Below are 17,652 nucleotides of genomic sequence, written 5' to 3'. Positions count from 1 at the left end.
AATTGGCTCTTGTCTCGTGGCATGGGTCATGTGTCCTAGGTCATGGGTCAGTGGTCAGTGGTCAGTGGTCAGTGGTCAGGATTGTGTTTGGTGCGCGTCGGGGTGTCGAACGTCAACCGCCTTTGGGGGCGGGGAGGTCGAAGGTCTGCTCGAAGTGTCGGCCGGTGGAGTCTTCGGCGTGGACGGTGATCCGGCTGGCGTCTCCTGGGGCGAAGGAGAAGCGGATGCTGGGGTCTTCGCTGATGGAGATGTTGCCGTCCAGGGTGAGCAGGGGCTCGCCGCCATAGGTCAGCTCGAGGCGCTGGATGTAGTCGGCCGGGATGTAGCTGCGCGCGATCTGATCGAACTGCAGGCCTGAGCTGTTCGGGTGCTTGATCATGAGCTGGAGCGGCAGCGTCTGCTCCGAGGTCAGCGTCTCCGGCAGCCGCAGCTTCATGCGGCCGAGCTGGGCCTGGGCTGCCTCAGGGTCCTTGAGCGAGGGCGCCGAGCAGCCACCGGAAGCCTTTACGAAGTTCCTGGCCATGTAGAGCTTGCCATCATTGGTCTCGGCGATCGCCCGCACATGGGTGTAGCTATCGACCCGGATGCGCGTCGAGAGCGCGTCCCAGGTGCGGTTGCCGGGGAAGTGGAAGACCCCCGCCAGCGGTACCGGGTTATTGTCGATGACGAGATGCAGGCTCTCGATGTAGCGCTCCGGCGTCTGCGCGAGCGGCGCGGTGATTTCGATCGGTACCACTGCGGCGTCCAGGGCGCGGTAGGGCGTCTCGAGCGCGATCACCCCCTCGCCCGGCAGGATCTCCCGCTCGCCGAACAGGGCCGACTTGATCACCGGCCAGCGGCTGTCGTCCTGGGCCTCGGATTCGGCGACCGCGACAGCCGCACCGAGCAGCATCAGGAGAGCGAAGGCGAAGAGGCCGGCCAGCGAGCGGAGCCGCCAATCCGCCTGTCCCGGTTTTGAAACAATCTTCATCGTCATCACTCAACAGTGAAACATTGGCCTCGCAGTCGGCTCGGCAGCTGTAGGGTGGACGAGCGAGAGCGAAGTCCACCGAGCCCCCGCGCCGGCGCTGGTGGACTGCGCTGGGCTTGTCCACCCTACATTCGCTAGGCCCTCCTCCAAATTCGATGCCAGCTTGATCGGTCTGGCGCCCGCGATCCGCTATTCCCACTCCAGCTCGACGAAGGCGGCCGTGACGTTGCGCCCGTGGTATGCATCGAAAAGCAGCCAGTTTCCGGCGTCCTCCCGGCCGACCTGCGCCACGGCCTGACCAATGGTGCCCCCTTCTTGGATCACCTTGCGCACGCCATCCGCGATGCGCTGCAGATAGCGGCACTGTGCCTTCAACGCCGCCTGCCAGTCGCTCGGCACCGGGCCGTGGCCGGGCACGACGCGCGCGGCACCGCTCTCCAGCAGCGCATCGCAGAGCCGCAGCCAGCCGAGGATGCTGCCGTCGAGCGCCGGGATGCGGTCGACGAAGAGGAGGTCGGAGAGCCAAAGCGTCCCGGTCCGCGCGTCGAAGACGCTGAGATCGTTGTTGGTATGGGCCGTGGGGTGGGCCTTGAGGAGGAGCGAGCGTCCGCCAAGGTCGAGCCGACGTGTGTCAGCGACTATTGCCGTCGGCGGAACAATCTCCGTCCCTTCCGCGGCCGGCCCCAGATCCTCGGCGATACGCGTCAGATAGCCACGAGCGCGACGCGCCATCGCATCCGGAAGCATCCGATGGCCGATGACCTCCGGCCCATCCTGCTCGAAGGCCGCGGCCCCCAGGATGTGGTCCGGATGGACATGGGTGAGGATCAGGTAGGCGATCGGCAGCTCGGTCACCTGCCGAACCGCCGCGCGTAAGGCCAGTCCTTCCCGCAAGCTGGAGCCAGTGTCGATCGCGGCGACACATGCCTCGCCGACGATGAAGCCGATGTTGGCGATGTGCCCGCCGTTCTGAGCGGAGATCTCCGCCTGCGCGCCCTCTCGCACGAAGATGCCGGGCGCGATCTCCCGCATCTCGACCGGCTGGGGACCGAGGTCGGCGCCAGGCATCGCGACCACAGCGACAATAACGAGCAGTAGGCCCGGAGACCAGGGCCGACTGGGGCGTAAGAAGCGCAAGACAGGCATCCTCGACTCGAACAGGGGATCGCGGGTGGGGCAGCGTCGATAACCCTACCAAATGGCCTAGATTTTGCCTCGCCCAACGACCGCCGGGCGCCGCACCGGAGACCGGCGAAGCAAGCAGCAGACCAGAGAGATCAAGAAAGGTCGGAGGACCCTGGAGCGGGCTCAGGCTCGGAGCGCAGTGGATCGGAACCATCGCCGATCCGAAAGCGCGCAAGAGGCCGGCGTTGCGCCCTTGCGGCTCCTGCTCCCGACATCAGAGTCAAGGACGGCCATCTAAGGAGGAGCGATGACATTCAACCAAATTAGGCGATTTCCGAGAATCTTCTTACCAAACGCGATTCGATTACGCGCCGCTAGACAAGCTTTGCGTGGGAGCGCCGCCCCGGCGCGACTGAGACGGCCGGAGCAGGCCTCGTCGCGCCGGGGCGGCGCTCCCACGGGTCGAGTTTTTTCTGGTATGCGCATTCCTGGAAATCGCCTAAGGCCGCGATTCCGGCACAGCAGGAGCCGGACGCTCGCAGTCCTGCTAACGCTGCCAGCCGCCATGCTCGCGCCCCCAGCGCAAGCGGCCGAAACCGTCCGCATGGCGGTGCTCCAGATGGGCACGGTCGCCTGGGAGGCGGACGTGGCCAAACACCATGGCTTCGACACCGCCGAGGGTATCGAGCTGATCGCCAAACCCTACGCCGGGACTCAGGCCACCATGGTGGCGCTGCAGGGCGGCGACGCGGATGTGTCCGTAACGGATTGGATCTGGGTCTCGCGTCAGCGCAACGAGGGACGCCCCTACAGCTTCGTGCCCTACTCCACGTCGATCGGCGAGCTGATGGTCCCTGCGGGCTCGGGTATCGCTAGCCTGGCAGACCTGGAGGCTAAGCGGCTCGGCATCGCGGGCGGCGCACTGGACAAGAACTGGCTGCTGCTGCGCGCCCTGGCGCGCAAGGAGCTGGATATCGACCTGGCCCGCCGGGTCGACCCCCTTTATGGAGCACCGCCGCTGCTGAATGCGCAGATCGAGCAAGGCCGGCTGGACGGCGTCATCACCTACTGGCCCTTCGCGGCCCGCCTGAGCGCCAAGGGCTACAGGTCGCTGATCGGGGCGGAGGAGGCGGTGAAGCGCCTCGGCATCGAGGTCAAGGTGCCCATGATCGGCTACGTCTTCGACGAGGACTGGGCCAAGGCGAATCCCGAGGCGATTCGCGGTTACCTGCGGGCGGTCCACAAGGCCAAGGCGCTGCTCGCCGAGTCGAACGCCGAGTGGGAGCGGATCCGGCCGCTCATGGGCGTGAAGGACGACGCCACCTTCGTCGCGCTGCGCGAGGGCTACCGGGCGGGGATTCCGAGGCAGTGGGGCGACGCCGAGCGCGCGGGCGCGGCCGAGCTCTTCGAGATCCTGCGCGAGATGGGCGGCGAAAAACTGGTCGGCAAGGCGTCCCGACTCGCCGCAGGCACCTTTTGGGACGCTCAGACCGACTGAGCCCGGTCATGCTGGCAGCGCATCCACTCGGGCTCCGCATCGCCTCGGCCCTGTCGCTGCTCATCCTCTGGCAGTGGGCCGCCTGGAGCTATGAATCGACGCTCTTGCCGCCCCCCGCCGCCGTCCTGGACCTAGCCTGGCGGGAGGCACTGGACGGCGAGCTGCTGCATCACCTGGGGGCGACGCTGCGGCGGGTCGTGCTGGCCTTTGCCCTGGCCATGCTCATCGGCGGTACGCTCGGCGTCCTCATGGGCCGGCTCAGGACGCTGGATCTGATCCTGGACTCCTGGCTCATCCTGCTGCTCAACATCCCGGCGCTGGTCGTCATCATCCTGGCCTTCGTCTGGTTCGGCCTGAACGAGACCACGGCCGTGATGGCCATCGCCCTGAACAAGATTCCAAACGTCGTCGTCATCCTCAGGGAGGGCGCGCGCACCCTGGATAAGGACTATGGCGAGATGGCCCAGAGCTTTCGGCTGGGCTGGCGCAAGACGCTAGTCTATGTCGTGCTTCCCCAGCTCTTGCCCTACTTCGCGGTCGCCGCGCGCTCCGGCCTGGCACTCATCTGGAAGATCGTGCTGGTGGTCGAGCTGCTGGGGCGCAACGACGGTGTCGGCTTCATGCTCCACACCTATTTTCAGCTCTTCGACGTGACCGGAATCCTGGCCTATAGCCTGTCATTCATCCTCATCATGCTGGTGATCGAGTATGCGCTCCTCCAACCACTCGAGCGTCTCGCCAATCGCTGGCGGCGCTGAGCCGAGCACCCCAGGCCCCGAGTGGCCGCGACTGGTGGATACAGAAGCGCCGCCGGCCTGCTGCCTGCCGTTATTGGAGGTCGAGATCGCGCACAAAGGCTTCCGCGACCCCAAGCGGGGCGAGCACCGCGTCGTTCTGGAGCAGCTCAGCTTCAGCCTGCAGCCCGGCGAGCTGGTCGCCATCCTGGGCCCATCCGGCTGCGGCAAGACCACGCTGCTGCAGCTGATCGCCGGGCTGGACAGGGGGTTTCAGGGGGATCTTCGCTGGAACGGGCAGACCGAGGACGGGCATCCGCGGCTGGGCTATGTCTTTCAGAATCCGCGGCTGCTGCCCTGGCTCAGCCTGCGCAAGAACATCGAGTTGGTGCTAGACGGCCAGAGCCACAAGCGCCGCCGCGTCGACGACCTGCTCGAGGCCATGGGCCTCATCGACTTCGCCGACATGCACGCCAACCGCCTCTCGGTCGGCATGCAGCGGCGCGGCGCCCTGGCCCGCGCCTTCGCCATCCAGCCTCAGCTCCTGCTGATGGACGAGCCCTTCGTCTCCCTGGACGCACCCACGGCGCGGCAGCTCAGGCTGCTCCTGCTCGACATCTGCGGCCGCACCCGCCCCAGCGTCCTCTTCGTCACCCACGACCTGCGCGAGGCCACCATGCTGGCGGACCGCATCCTCTTTCTGTCCACCTCGCCGGCCCGGATCACATCCGAGGTTGCCGTGCGCATCCCACGCGAGTCCCGCCAGCGCGAGGATCTCGTCGAGCGAGCCTACGCAGCTGTCGCATCGCGGTTCTCCGGGCTCTATCCTTGAGCTCCGGGTAGAGCCCGGAGTTGAATGGCGGGGCTCGCGGAGAAGGGTTAGGCTGGCGCCTTATCCGACCTTTGGCGCTCCGACTCACCGAGCGTCATCCAAGCGACAAGGCGATTGCCGGAAATTCGTATGCCAGGTGGCGCCGGATTGAGGTCCGCCTTCCAGGAGCACCGGCAGGCGCATAGCTGGGCTATGCGACTGGCGGGGCCACACAGAAGGCGGGCGTCAAGACAAGCCAGATGGTATGAGAACCGACAGAAATCGCCCAAGGCATCAACCGCGAGGTAGCCACTTGAGAAGACGAAGCAAGCGTCACGCATGGCCCCAGCCTGGCATCGAGAGGGGGTTGCCCTTGCTTGCCGCCCTGGCCCTCGCGGCGAGCCCCATCCATGCCGAGCTGGTCGAGGGCGGTTTCCAGGTCGTCATCACCATGGCTGGACATGACTGCGCGGCGATCGAGCGCACCCAACCGATCGCAACCCTGGCCAGCGGCGATACCTTGGTCGGCGTCGCGTGCAAAGGTGGCGATCGTTACGTCGTGCGCATCCACAAGGACAACAGCATCTCCTACATGACGCCCTGCTCGGAGCTGAAGTCTCGGACGGGGATCAGCTGCTTCGGGTCTCGCTAGGGGGCACAGCGCAAAGCCCCCCATCGCTGACCGAGCCCCAGTCATTCCGGGGCAAGGGTCTAGCCGCGCGAGATGCGAGGATGAGGCATCCCCCCTCAGGCTGGAAGCACAGGGCGCGCAAGCCCTCTGCGATTCCGTTCGTTACCTTTCCCCAGGTACAGATAGTGGTTTATCCTCGGAATTCGTCCGCATATCCCCATAAGCGCGGGTCAGCAGAAAAAAGACCGAGATCGTTCGCCCCAGAGCCAAGTCGCGATCTAGCAGTACACGACGCGCTACGCCCCAAGACCGACCGAGCACGACAACGATAAGAAAGCCTGGAGCCGCAGTCGGCAGGACCGGCCATGGGCAGCCAGGCACTGAGCCATGATAACGATCGGCGACCGCGCAATGGCTAGCCGCCAAAGCCTGATCGCCGCGCCGCACCGAGCGCAAGACTCGACGGCTGCCATTGAGGAGGAGAGAGAGTGGCTAACGCAATCACGCGGCTCAGCGCGTCTGAGCACGAATCCTTTGTCCAGGCGGCACTGGCGGGCGACGAGCTGGTTTGCTCGAAGCTCGACGGCCTGACCCTGGAATCCTGGCGGCGCTGCCGCGACGACTATGGCCTGCATCCAGGCTCGCCGCCGGATGCGGTCATCATGCCCCCCGACGAGCTGCGTGAGCGCCAGGAGCATGCGCGGCGACTGCTGGAGATCGCCCGTCACGAGATGACGAGCCTCTATCAGCAGCTCGCCGGCTCGGGCCACGCCATCATCCTGACGGACCGTGATGGCGTACTGCTGAACTATATCGGCGATCCCATGTTCACCGACATGGCCGCCAACGTCAGCCTGCAGACGGGCGCGATCTGGAGCGAGACCTACCAGGGCACGAACGGCATCGGCACCTGCGTGGTCGAGAAGAAGCCTCTGGTCATCCACAAGACCGCGCACTTCTTCACGCGCAACGCCCGCCTGACCTGCGCAGCCGCGCCCATCTTCGACCCGAACGGCAATGTGCTGGCCATCCTGGACGCCTCCAGCGAGGCGGAGCTGGCCCAGCAGCACACCATGGTGCTGCTGAATATGTCCGCCCAGATGATCGAGAACCGGGTCTTCTTCTGCGCGCTGAAAGAGGCCTACGTCTTCCGCTGCCACAGCCGCGCCGAGTTCATCGGCACGCTCGGCGAAGGGCTCATCGCCTTCCGGCCGGACGGACGGGTGCTGGCCGCCAACCGCAGTGCCATGTTCCAGCTCGGTGTCGAGTCGCCGCAGGACATGGTCGGCAAGGAGATCCAGGAGCTCTTCACCATTTCGCTGCCGATGCTGATTAAGCGGGCGCACTCCCAGAGCTGCCCAGCCTTCCCGATTATCGAGACCAGCACCGAGCGGCGCTTCTACGCCAAGGTCCAGCCTCCGGAAACCGCCGGAGCGCCCTCCCCCGGCCCGACGCTCAAGCCGATCAGTCCGCAGCGGCGCGAGACCTGTCCAACCAAGTACGACCCCTTCAAGGCCCTGCACTTCGGCGACCCGCGCATGAAGCGCAACATCGAGATGGTCGGCAAGGTGCTGGATCGGGACATCCCCTGCATGCTGTTCGGCGAGACTGGGGTCGGCAAGGACGTCTTCGCCCGGGCGATGCACCAGGCCAGCGCCCGGCGCGACAAGCCCTTCGTCGCGCTCAACTGTGCCTCGCTGCCCGAATCCCTGATCGAGAGCGAGCTGTTCGGCTACAAGGCAGGCGCCTTTACCGGGGCCAGCCGCGACGGCAGCCGCGGCAAGATCGTGCAAGCCGACGGCGGCACCCTCTTCCTCGACGAGATCGGCGACATGCCCGTCGAGCTGCAGGCCCGTCTGCTGCGCGTCCTGGAAGACCGCACCGTCGTGCCCCTGGGGGGCGAAAAACCCATTCCGGTCTCCATCCAGCTCGTCAGCGCGACGCACAGAGACGTCAAGTCGCTGATCGGCGAGGGGCGCTTCCGCGAGGACCTCTACTACCGCATCCATGGCATCTCCATCCAGATCCCCTCGCTGCGCGAGCGCACCGACAGGCGCGAGCTCATCCTCAAGATCGCGCAGGAAGAAGCTGGGCTCCAGGCGCAGCTGGAGTGGGATTCCGAGGCGCTCGAGCAGCTGGTGGACTACCACTGGCCGGGCAACCTGCGCCAGCTGCGCAATGTGCTGCGCGCCGTCACCGCGCTCTGCGACGACGACCACGTCCGCGTCCGCGACCTCCCGGACGAGATCCGCAACCCGGTGCGTGACCTGCCAAGAGGCGAGACACCGGAAGAGGAGTTCAACGCCCTGGCCATCGCCGAGCGGGATGCCCTGCTGAAGGTGCTGGAGGGCGCGCACTGGAACGTCAGCCTGGTGGCGAAGAACCTCGGCCTCAGCCGCAACACCCTCTATCGGCGCATGAAGCGCTACGGCATCAATCCGGCGCGCTGAGCGGCCCAGGGATGAAGGCACCGGACAAGCCGAGGCTGGCCTGGGCGATCACGGGCTCGGGGCACTACCTGAACGAGTGCCTCGAGCTGATCTCGCAGCGCGACGACGTCGATCTCTTCTTCAGCCGTGCCGGCGCCGAGGTACTGGCCATGTACGGCCATGACGTGAAAGTGTTACGCGAGCGAATGCGCTGTTTCCGCGATACCGCCGCCAGCGCGCCGCCGGTAGGGCTCTTCTACAAAGGGCACTACTCCCGCCTGGTGGTCGCGCCAACCACCTCCAATACCCTGGCGAAGATGGTGTACGGCATCTCCGACTCCCTGGTCACCAATATCTACGCACAGGCCGGCAAGTGCCGCATTCCCAGCATCGTCTTCGCCTGCGATACCGCGCCGGAGATGGAAACCGAGGCGCCCAGCGGCCAGGTGATGGTCTATCCCCGCCGCGTCGACCTGGAGAACGTCGAGCGCCTGCGGGGCTTCGAGCACACCCAGGTAGTCGACACCTTCGACGCGCTGATCTCCGCCCTCGCCGACACGGCCGCCTGAGCACGGCGGCGTGACGCCCCGAGCCAGACGCCAGCCTCTACATCCGAGCAGGAAACACCATGATCCATGAGGTTATCGTCACCACCGTCAGCGAAGCGGGCGAGATACACATCGCCCCCATGGGCATCCGTCAGCGCGACGAGCTGGTCGTCATCTCGCCCTTTCGCCCCTCCACCACCCTCGAGAACATCACCCAGAGCCGCTGCGCCGCGGTCAATTTCACCGACGACGTGCGGGTCTTCGCCGGCTGCCTGACCGGCCGGCGCAATTGGCAAACCTTTGCCTCGGAGCGCATCGCCGCGCCCCGGCTCGCCGAATGCCTGGCACACCGCGAGGTCGAGCTCGTCGACATCGAGGAGAGCGAGCTGCGCCCCAGCCTGCTCTGCCGCGTCGTCCACGACGAGACCCATCGGCCCTTCCAAGGCTTCAATCGAGCCCAGGCCGCCGTGCTCGAGCTGGCCGTCCTGGTCAGCCGGCTGGACCGTCTGCCGTTCCAGAAGGTCGTCGAGGAGATGGCCTATCTGCTGGCCGCCGTCGAGAAGACCGCCGGAGCGCGCGAGCAGGAGGCCTGGGGCTGGCTCATGGAGCGCATCACGGCCCACCAGGCGCGACTGGAGCAAGCCCCATGACGCGGATGCTCGCAAGCGTGACCAACGCACATGAGGCGACAACCGCCATTCAGGCGGGCGTGGATCTCATCGACCTCAAGGATCCCGCGAGCGGCGCCCTCGGGGCCTTGCCGCTGACCGAGATCCAGGCGGTTCGCAGTGTCGTCGGCGGCAGACACCCGATCAGCGCCACCATCGGCGACCTTCCGCCGGCGCCCGCCGAGACTGCGGATGCCATCGCCGCGCTGCGTGGGATGGGTATCGACTATGTGAAGGTCGGCTTTTTCAGCGCGGCGCATCTCGACGCCTGCCTCCCGGTCATCGCCGACCTGTCGCCGACACAAGCGATCGTCGCCGTCCTCTTCGCCGACACAGAGACAGCGCGTGCCGATCTCGAGCCATTCGCCAAGGCCGGCTGCGCGGGCGTCATGCTGGACACGGCGGACAAGGCGGCCGGACGCCTCTGTCAGCACCTGGATCTGGCGACGCTAGGACAGTTCGTGGCCCGCGCCAAATCCCTCGGACTCATGACCGGCTTGGCCGGATCGCTGCGCATCACGGACATCGCCGCGCTGCAGCGGCTCGGCCCAAGCTACCTGGGATTCCGCGGCGCGCTCTGTCACGACGGTCGCCGTGGCCGCGGATTGGATCCGCAGCGGCTCCGGGCCGTCCGTCAGAGCATGCTCAGGCACTCCCTCGCCGAGCTGACCTAGTGCCTCAGCGCCAGCGGCGCTGCGCTCCCCAAGCTGATTTCATCCCATCGCCCCAGCAGGCCGCGACCGAATCAGACGCGGCGCACGCATGCGTCGCGCGTGACACTCTGTTCCCGAACTGACGCACTGTTCCCGAACTGACGCAGCCTCGATGGCCGTTTGCAGAAATGGCCGCGCAGAATCGCGTGGCACTCGATTTGCTCTAGCGGCGGATGACACCCGCACACAGCGGCTCGAGACCGACAGAGCCCGCCAAGACAACGAGCGACCTAGGAGAGAACGCGCGATGATTTACGAAAAGCCAGGCCAGCCAGGCGCCAAGATCGACTTCAAGCCCCGCTACGCCAACTTCATCGGCGGCGAGTGGGTGCCGCCCGTCGAGGGACGCTACTTCGAGAACGTCTCGCCGGTCGACGGCAAGACCTTCTGCGAGATCCCGCGCTCCTCTGCCGCGGACATCGAGCTGGCGCTGGACGCCGCGCACAAGGCGAAGGACGCCTGGGGCCACACCTCCCCGGCCGAGCGCTCCAACATCCTGCTCAAGATCGCCGATCGCATCGAGCAGAACCTCGAGACCATCGCCCTGGCCGAGACCTGGGACAACGGCAAGCCGATCCGCGAGACCATGGCGGCGGACATCCCGCTCGCGGTCGATCACTTCCGCTACTTCGCCGGCTGTATCCGCGCCCAGGAGGGCTCGATCTGCGAGATCGACAAGGACACGGTCGCCTATCACTTCCACGAGCCGCTCGGCGTCGTCGGCCAGATCATTCCCTGGAACTTCCCCATCCTCATGGCGGCCTGGAAGCTGGCCCCGGCGCTCGCGGCGGGCAACTGCGTGGTGCTGAAGCCGGCCGAGCAGACGCCTGTCGGCATCCTGGTGGTCGCCGAGCTGATCGGCGATCTGCTGCCGCCCGGCGTGCTCAACATCGTCAACGGCTTCGGCGTGGAGGCGGGCAAGCCGCTCGCGGCCAACAAGCGCATCGCCAAAATCGCCTTCACCGGCGAGACCAGCACCGGTCGGCTGATCATGCAGTACGCGACCGAGAACATCATCCCGGTCACCCTGGAGCTGGGCGGGAAGTCGCCGAACATCTTCTTCGCCGACGTCATGGACCAAGAGGACGCCTTCTTCGACAAGACGCTCGAGGGCTTCGCCATGTTCGCACTCAACCAGGGCGAGGTCTGCACCTGTCCCTCGCGGGTGCTGATTCAGGAATCCATCGCCGACAAATTCCTCGAGCGCGCGATCGACCGCGTCGGCCAGGTGCGTCAGGGCAACCCGCTGGATACCGAGACCATGATCGGTGCCCAGGCCTCGAGCGAGCAGTTGGACAAGATCCTGTCCTACATCGACATCGGCAAGCAGGAGGGGGCGCAGTGCCTGATTGGCGGCGAGCGCAATACGCTGGAGGGTGACCTGGCCGACGGCTACTACGTCAAGCCGACCATTTTCAAGGGCCACAACAAGATGCGCATCTTCCAGGAGGAGATCTTCGGCCCCGTGGTCTCCGTGACCACCTTCAAGGATGAGGCCGAGGCGCTGGAGATCGCCAACGACTCGCTCTATGGACTGGGCGCCGGCGTCTGGAGCCGCGACGGGCGGCGTGCCATCGTGATGGGGCGCAACATCCAGGCGGGCCGGGTCTGGACCAACTGCTACCACCTCTATCCGGCCCATGCGGCCTTCGGCGGCTACAAGCAGTCCGGCATCGGGCGCGAGAACCACAAGATGATGCTCGACCACTACCAGCAGACCAAGAACCTGCTGGTGAGCTACAGCCCCAACGCCCTGGGCTTCTTTTAGCTCCTGACGCGATGGGTCGACTTGGGGTCTATCCGAAGGCCAGCGCCCGTCCACTCTGGCTCCCACGCTCCAGCGTGGGAGCAAGTCAGCGACGCTCCAGCGTCGCGGCCCGGCCCGCAGAGCGGGCGGACGGCATTCCCACGCCAGAGCATGGGAACGAGAAAGCGGTCGTAGGGTGGACAAGCGCAGCGCAGTCCACCAACGCCGGCGCGGAATTCGGTGGACTTCGCTCTCGCTCGTCCACCCGACTCTTCCTCCACTCTCGCTCCCACGCTCCAGCGTGGGAGCAAGTCAGCGACGCTCCAGCGTCGCGGCCCGGCCCGCAGAGCGCGCGGACGGCATTCCCACGCCAGAGCGTGGGAACGAGGAAGTGGTCGTAGGGTGGACAAGCGCAGCGCAGTCCACCAACGCCGGCGCGGGATTCGGTGGACTTCGCTCTCGCTCGTCCACCCTTCTCTTCCTCGCGTCCTTTGCGCCTTCGCGGTTTCAACTTCCCAGTCTAGGCTAGCGTCATGACCGAGCACACACCCAGAGTCATCGCCACGGACGCCGCACTGGAGCTGATCGAGCGGCTCAAGGGTATCCACGGCGCGCTGATGTTCCACCAGTCCGGCGGCTGCTGCGACGGCAGCGCACCTATGTGCTGGCCCGAGGGCGACTACCGCACAGGCGCCAGCGACGTGCGGCTCGGCGAGATCGGCGGCTGCGCCTTCTGGATGAGCGAGTCTCAGTTCGAGTACTGGCAGCACACCCAGCTCATCATCGACGTCGTTCCCGGACGTGGGGGCATGTTCTCGCTGGAAGGGCCGGAAGGCATGCGCTTTCTGACCCGCTCACGCCTGTTCGACGACGAGGAGACTCTGGCACTCGCACCTGTCGAGCATGGGGGAGATTGAGGTTTCCAGCTACCAGCTAAGGAGACGCCTCGATCCAACCCGCTCTTCTCTTCGCGCCCTTTGCGCCTTGCGGTTCGGCCGTCTTCAGCATGAGCCGTCTCGCTCGACCGCGATGAGCTGCGCACAGCGTCGCAAGCCCATTGGATCCCGTGTCGAGAGGAGATGCACGGGCACCGCCTGCCGGGCGGCAAGCACTGGAAACAGGGGATCGACAATGTCGTCCCGAGCCAGCGCGTCCAAGGAGGATTTCGGGCCTAGTCTTGCCGACTTGACCAGCAGCAGGGCGTCCGCCGCGATACGCCCGCACAGCCAGGCGGCGAGCGAGTCGGACGTCATGCCCCAGCTCTGCGGAACCTCGGGGTCGGCCAGGACCATCTCGGCCGGCATCCACACCGGCGTCAGCCCAGAGCCGGCGATGCAGCGCATTTCCTGCGGCGTCGCGGCCGGCGCCAGCCCAGGCCGAAGCGCGCAGAGCATGCGCCCATACTGCGCCATGGCGAGCAGGGCGAGGTGATGTGCCGTGGCGTCGTCGAAGCCCCAGCGCGCCTGGGCGGCGCGGACCTGATCCGCGAAGGGGCCGCCGCCCGGGACCAGCACGACGTTCGACCGCCCGGCGAGCAGCTCCAGCCAGCGCGGCAAGATCTCGGACTCGGCCAGGCTGCCGCCGAGCTTAACTACCCACATGGCCGAGGCGCATGCGCTCCAGCAGATCGAGCAGGGGCGCGGCCTTGTGATAGGTTTCGCGGTATTCGGCCTGGGGGTCGGAATCCGCGACGATGCCCCCGCCGGCCCACAGCCGCGTGGTCCCCGCCGAGTGGACCAGGGTCCGGATGGCGATATTGGTATCCATGGCACCGTCGTAGCCCAGATAGCCGATCGACCCGCAATAGAGGCCGCGGCGATGCGGCTCCAGCTCTTCGATGACCTCCATGGCACGCACCTTGGGCGCGCCGGTGATGGAGCCGCCCGGGAAGCAGGCGCGCAGCAGATCGACCGCCGTCCGTCCCCCTGCTAGACGACCGGTGACCGTGCTGACCAGGTGGTGGACGCGCGCGAAGGTTTCGATCTCGAACAGCCGCGGCACCTTGACGCTGCCGAAGTCGCAGACCTTGCCGAGGTCGTTGCGCAGCAGGTCGACGATCATGACGTTCTCGGCGCGATCCTTGGCGCTCTGGCGCAGCTCGTCGGCGAGCAGCAGGTCCTCGATGGCGTCGGCGCCGCGCGGGCGGGTGCCCTTGATGGGCTTGGTCTCGACGGCGCCCTCATGGACCTGGAGAAAGCGCTCGGGCGAGGAGGAGAGCACCTGACACTCGGGCGTCCCGAGATAGGCGCCGAAGGGCGCCGCATTCAGCTCGCGGAGCGCCTTGTAGGCCTGCCAGGCGTCGCCCTCAGCCGGGACTGCGAAGCGCTGGGCGAAGTTGACCTGATAGCAGTCGCCCTCGCGCAGATAGTCCTTGATCCGGGCGATGGACTCGAGATAGCGGCCATGGGTCATGTTGGACGCGACCCGGCCCAGCACCCGGAAGCCGCCCCGAGGTCTCGGGCGCGCGCGCCCTCGGAGGGCGTCCGAGAGCAGCCCCAGATACTCGCGCAGCATCTGGTCATCCCGGGCCATCAGACGGCTGCGACGCCGATCATGGTCCACGACCAGCGCCCAATCGTAGATCCCCACGGCCATGTCCGGGATGCCCTCGGCATCCAGCGCCAAGCTCGGCAGGCGCTCGAGTCGGCGGGCCAGATCATAGCCGAAGTAGCCGATGGCGCCGCCGCAGAAGGGCAAGTCCGCCTGCGTGGGGCGTACCGGACCCAAGGCCTCGGCCAGCAGGGCAAAGGGATCGGCCAGGGACGCGAAGCACCCGCCCGCGCCGCGCACCTCCGTGCGCAGCCCGCGCGTGACCAGGGTCCGGCTGGGATCGGCCGTCAGGATGTCGAAACGGCCTTGGCTGCTGAGCGGACGCCCGCTGTCCAGGAAGACCGGCCAGGCGCGGTCCACCAGGGCCTCGAAGAGCTGCGCGCTGTCCGGACGATAGGGAAAGTCTTGGACCACCAAGCCCGTCATTTCATGGACACTCATCTCAGGCTCACCTCCGCTGCCAGACGGGCCACGGCCGCCGCCGGGGCACAATCCGAGACATCGGGCGCGCCGCTCCACTCCGAATCGAGCAGCGACATGAAATCGACATAGGGCCGCTCCAGACGCTCGGCGAGCCTGCGTATCAAAAAGCGCCCAACGCCCGCCCCAACGATGGGCGCGTCTTGCGGGACATCACTGCGCGAGAGGACGCAGGCGACGGCATCGAGCAGGCCGCGCAGCTGGCACTCCGCCACGTACTCGGCGACCGCGACCCAAGCGCCCATGTCCGCCAGGCCGGCATCGACACCCAGCATGCGGGCGAGGCGCACCGCGCTCGCCGCCGGGGTCTTCTCGCGTCCGTCGGCGCTCGGCAGCAGGTCCGCATGCGCCGGCAGCGTCCGAAGGAGCCGATAGACGTCGGCGGTGGTCGCGAAGTGCTCCGCCATCACCGGCACCCAGGCCCCGTCGAAGGGTACCCGCCGCACCACCGCCATGAGGGGCGTGCGGGCGACGCCCGAGTAGACCAGCTCGCCATGGACCAGGCGATCCTGATCCGTCTCGCCCCAGGTCGCCATCTCGCCATCGGCGAACGGCAGAACGTCGGTGGTCGTCGATCCCACGTCGATCGCCAGGCCGGCGCCCAGCTCGGATGCGGCGAGCGCGCAGGTCGCGGCCCAGTTGGCCGAGGCGACCTGGGGCACAAGCGCGCCGGCGCGCTCCGGCCTGACGAAGCCGGCGCGCCCGGCGTAGATCTGGATGGGCTCCCCGGCGAAGCGCTCACGCATCGCCGCGACCAGCACCTCGACACCCCGCGCGCGGCTCTCGAACAGATCGGCCAGCTCGCCGGTCATGGTGACGGCGTGCGCATGGCAGCCACCACCGAACTGCGCGACCACCTGGTCGATCCCCGCCTGCAGCCGGTCGAGGCCCTGCCATAGCGGACAGGCCACTTGAGCGACCCGCAGCACCCGCCCCGAGGCGTCCAGCTGAGCGGCCTTGAGGTTGGCACCGCCGAGGTCCCAGCCGATCCAGCCCTCAGGCGACACCCGCAAACTCCAAGCAGATCTCCACCGGGAGTCCAGGGGAGGATTCAGGCCGCCGCGGACGCTGGCCGTCATGCAGGCCGAGGACCAGCTCGGCGGGATTCAGACCCAGCGCCTCCGTCAGCCCGGCATAGGAGCTCGTCAGCCGGGGATTCACCTCCAGCACCAGAGGTCCATCGGGCGTCAGCATGAGGTCCACGCCCACGTAGCCCCAGAGACCTGGGTATGCGGCGGCGACGGCGTCCGCGAGTCCGTGAAGTCGCTCATCCGTCAGATCGAGCCCGTTGACGACACAGCCCAGTAGGACCAGCGTTTCGTCCATCAGGGCGACGCGCTGCCGATTGACGGCCAGCAGCACGGCCTCGCCGTCTTTGGCCACCAGGCTCAAGCTGGCGGCCGTGCCGTTGATGAACGGCTGAGCCACGCAGGGACAAGCGCCATCGAGCCGATCCCAGGCACGGCAGAGGGCATCGCGGTCCTTGAAGACACGGATCCCCAAGCAGCCGGCGCCGTCATCCGGCTTGAGGACCCAACGGCCCTTGATGTCGGGCAGGACGTCGTTCGGACCAAAGGTCGGCACCACGGGGATGCCGGCGTCCTCCAGCAGGCGCAGTGTTTGCAGCTTGCTCGCCGTTGCCCGCACCGCATGGGGGCGACTGTTGAGCAGGCCCTTGCCGGCGGCCAGAATGGCCTCGGTCACGCGCTCCAACGCCGCTTGGTGCTCGGGCACGATGGGCCAGACGGCGTCCGCGAGATCCAATGCCTCGGCCCAGGTCTCGGCGAACTGCTCCGGCGTGCGCACGCTCCAGCAGTCCGCGGCGAGCCGAAGCGGCGCGAGGCGGGCGTCGCGTGTGATCAGACACTGAATCCCGTCGATGGAGCCAAGGTCCGAGGCAAGGGCACGCAGCATCAAGTCACCCTCACGCACGAGAGACGGGGGGAGGTTGGTGTCCAGCATCCCGCCGCCTGTGATGTATTCGAACACGTAGATGCGCATAACCAACCGCAGATGAAGCTGATTCCCGTCATTGACCTCAAGGGCGGCCAAGTCGTCGCCGCCAAGCGCGGTCATCGGCGCCACTATGCGCCGCTCCGTTCCCCGCTCTGCTCGAGCAGCGGGCTGCGCGAGGTCGTCGATGCCCTGCTCGGGCGCTATCCGTTCGATAGCCTCTACATCGCGGACCTGGACGCCATCGAGGGCGGCGCGGGGCACTTGAGCCGGATCGCGAGCCTGAGCGTGCAGTTTCCAGACCTGACGCTTTGGCTCGACGCCGGCGTCACCCATATCGACGCCATCTCGGGCGTTGCCCGCCCCGTCATCGGCACCGAGTCGCTTTCATCGCCTGACCAGCTCGGCCAGCTCCTGGGCGGGCATCCCGATGCGCTGCTCTCGCTCGACTACCGCGACGAGCGCTTCGTCGGACCGGCCGGGCTCGACGCGCGCCCAGAGCTTTGGCCGGGATCGGTCATCCTCATGACCCTGGCGCGCGTCGGCAGCGCAAGCGGCCCAGATACAGAGCGCCTGGCCGAATTGCGGCGCATCATACCCGAACATCGCATCTATGCCGCCGGGGGCGTGCGCGGCCCGGAGGATCTGGCGGCCCTGCGCGATCTCGGCGTCGAGGGCGTGCTCGTCGCCACGGCACTCCATCAAGGCCGGCTCACCGCCTCCGACATGGCGCCCTTCTGCGAGCCTTGATGGTGGACTGAGGTGCGACCAAGTGCCTCAGTCACCCGAGACCTC

17 protein-coding genes are annotated in these 17,652 nt (G+C 67.0%); 11 read left to right on the top strand and 6 right to left on the bottom strand.

Going from position 1 to position 17,652, the window contains the following annotated elements; genetic code table 11:
- Positions 1–112 precede the first annotated feature (112 nt).
- Complete coding sequence (locus G3446_RS17445) at positions 113–970, bottom strand: quinoprotein dehydrogenase-associated SoxYZ-like carrier (RefSeq protein ID WP_164454111.1); 858 nt, start codon at positions 968–970, stop codon at positions 113–115.
- 189 nt (positions 971–1,159) lie between these two features.
- A complete protein-coding gene (locus tag G3446_RS17440; protein WP_245232569.1) occupies positions 1,160–2,107 on the bottom strand; it encodes a quinoprotein relay system zinc metallohydrolase 2 in 948 nt (315 codons plus the stop codon).
- Between the two features lie 553 nt (positions 2,108–2,660).
- Between G3446_RS17440 and G3446_RS17435 the strand changes: the two genes are divergently transcribed.
- The 10 genes from G3446_RS17435 (at position 2,661) to G3446_RS17390 (ending at position 12,791) form a co-directional block, all read left to right on the top strand.
- Positions 2,661–3,593, top strand: coding sequence for an ABC transporter substrate-binding protein (locus G3446_RS17435; protein WP_209262486.1), 933 nt, complete (start codon positions 2,661–2,663; stop codon positions 3,591–3,593).
- A gap of 8 nt (positions 3,594–3,601) precedes the next feature.
- Complete coding sequence (locus G3446_RS17430) at positions 3,602–4,351, top strand: ABC transporter permease (protein WP_167757087.1); 750 nt, start codon at positions 3,602–3,604, stop codon at positions 4,349–4,351.
- A 34-nt stretch (positions 4,352–4,385) separates the two neighbouring features.
- On the top strand, positions 4,386–5,159 hold the full coding sequence (locus tag G3446_RS17425; RefSeq protein ID WP_342450148.1) for an ABC transporter ATP-binding protein: 774 nt from the start codon (positions 4,386–4,388) through the stop codon (positions 5,157–5,159).
- A gap of 346 nt (positions 5,160–5,505) precedes the next feature.
- Positions 5,506–5,790, top strand: a complete 285-nt coding sequence (locus G3446_RS17420) for a hypothetical protein (protein ID WP_209262485.1) — start codon at positions 5,506–5,508, stop codon at positions 5,788–5,790.
- A 467-nt stretch (positions 5,791–6,257) separates the two neighbouring features.
- Complete coding sequence (locus tag G3446_RS17415) at positions 6,258–8,219, top strand: sigma 54-interacting transcriptional regulator (RefSeq protein WP_164454108.1); 1,962 nt, start codon at positions 6,258–6,260, stop codon at positions 8,217–8,219.
- An 11-nt stretch (positions 8,220–8,230) separates the two neighbouring features.
- Complete coding sequence (locus tag G3446_RS17410) at positions 8,231–8,767, top strand: flavoprotein (protein WP_164454107.1); 537 nt, start codon at positions 8,231–8,233, stop codon at positions 8,765–8,767.
- Between the two features lie 59 nt (positions 8,768–8,826).
- Positions 8,827–9,396 carry a DUF447 domain-containing protein gene (locus G3446_RS17405; RefSeq protein WP_164454106.1) on the top strand — a complete coding sequence of 190 codons (570 nt, stop codon included), beginning with the start codon at positions 8,827–8,829 and terminating at the stop codon, positions 9,394–9,396.
- The gene (locus tag G3446_RS17400) at positions 9,393–10,088 is read left to right on the top strand and encodes a (5-formylfuran-3-yl)methyl phosphate synthase (RefSeq protein ID WP_164454105.1); all 696 of its coding nucleotides are present in this window, start codon (positions 9,393–9,395) and stop codon (positions 10,086–10,088) included. The genes G3446_RS17405 and G3446_RS17400 overlap by 4 nt, the downstream gene beginning before the upstream one ends.
- A 286-nt stretch (positions 10,089–10,374) precedes the next feature.
- Positions 10,375–11,895, top strand: coding sequence for an aldehyde dehydrogenase (adh, locus tag G3446_RS17395; RefSeq protein WP_164454104.1), 1,521 nt, complete (start codon positions 10,375–10,377; stop codon positions 11,893–11,895).
- A 512-nt stretch (positions 11,896–12,407) separates the two neighbouring features.
- On the top strand, positions 12,408–12,791 hold the full coding sequence (locus G3446_RS17390; protein WP_164454103.1) for a DUF779 domain-containing protein: 384 nt from the start codon (positions 12,408–12,410) through the stop codon (positions 12,789–12,791).
- Positions 12,792–12,875: 84 nt separating this feature from the next.
- On the opposite strand, the gene G3446_RS17385 is transcribed toward G3446_RS17390, so the two are convergent.
- The 4 genes from G3446_RS17385 to G3446_RS17370 are packed head-to-tail and all read right to left on the bottom strand — an operon-like array spanning position 12,876 to position 16,905.
- On the bottom strand, positions 12,876–13,475 hold the full coding sequence (locus tag G3446_RS17385) for an amino acid kinase family protein (protein ID WP_164454102.1): 600 nt from the start codon (positions 13,473–13,475) through the stop codon (positions 12,876–12,878).
- Positions 13,462–14,865, bottom strand: a complete 1,404-nt coding sequence (gene pabB, locus G3446_RS17380; protein WP_425338408.1) for an aminodeoxychorismate synthase component I — start codon at positions 14,863–14,865, stop codon at positions 13,462–13,464. Before pabB ends, G3446_RS17385 begins: the two co-directional genes overlap by 14 nt.
- The gene (locus G3446_RS17375; RefSeq protein ID WP_209262484.1) at positions 14,862–15,911 is read right to left on the bottom strand and encodes a hydantoinase/oxoprolinase family protein; all 1,050 of its coding nucleotides are present in this window, start codon (positions 15,909–15,911) and stop codon (positions 14,862–14,864) included. Before G3446_RS17375 ends, pabB begins: the two co-directional genes overlap by 4 nt.
- Positions 15,901–16,905 (bottom strand): ATP-grasp domain-containing protein, encoded by a 1,005-nt coding sequence (locus G3446_RS17370; RefSeq protein WP_164454100.1) that lies wholly within the window; start codon positions 16,903–16,905, stop codon positions 15,901–15,903. Before G3446_RS17370 ends, G3446_RS17375 begins: the two co-directional genes overlap by 11 nt.
- A gap of 12 nt (positions 16,906–16,917) precedes the next feature.
- Between G3446_RS17370 and G3446_RS17365 the strand changes: the two genes are divergently transcribed.
- Positions 16,918–17,607, top strand: coding sequence for a HisA/HisF-related TIM barrel protein (locus G3446_RS17365; RefSeq protein ID WP_164454099.1), 690 nt, complete (start codon positions 16,918–16,920; stop codon positions 17,605–17,607).
- Positions 17,608–17,652 lie beyond the last annotated feature (45 nt).

The organism is Thiorhodococcus minor, from assembly GCF_010820565.1.
In the GTDB taxonomy this organism is placed as follows: domain Bacteria; phylum Pseudomonadota; class Gammaproteobacteria; order Chromatiales; family Chromatiaceae; genus Thiorhodococcus; species Thiorhodococcus minor.
The sequence above is the reverse complement of the archived record's forward strand: the minus strand, read 5'-3'. Positions and strand labels throughout refer to the sequence as shown.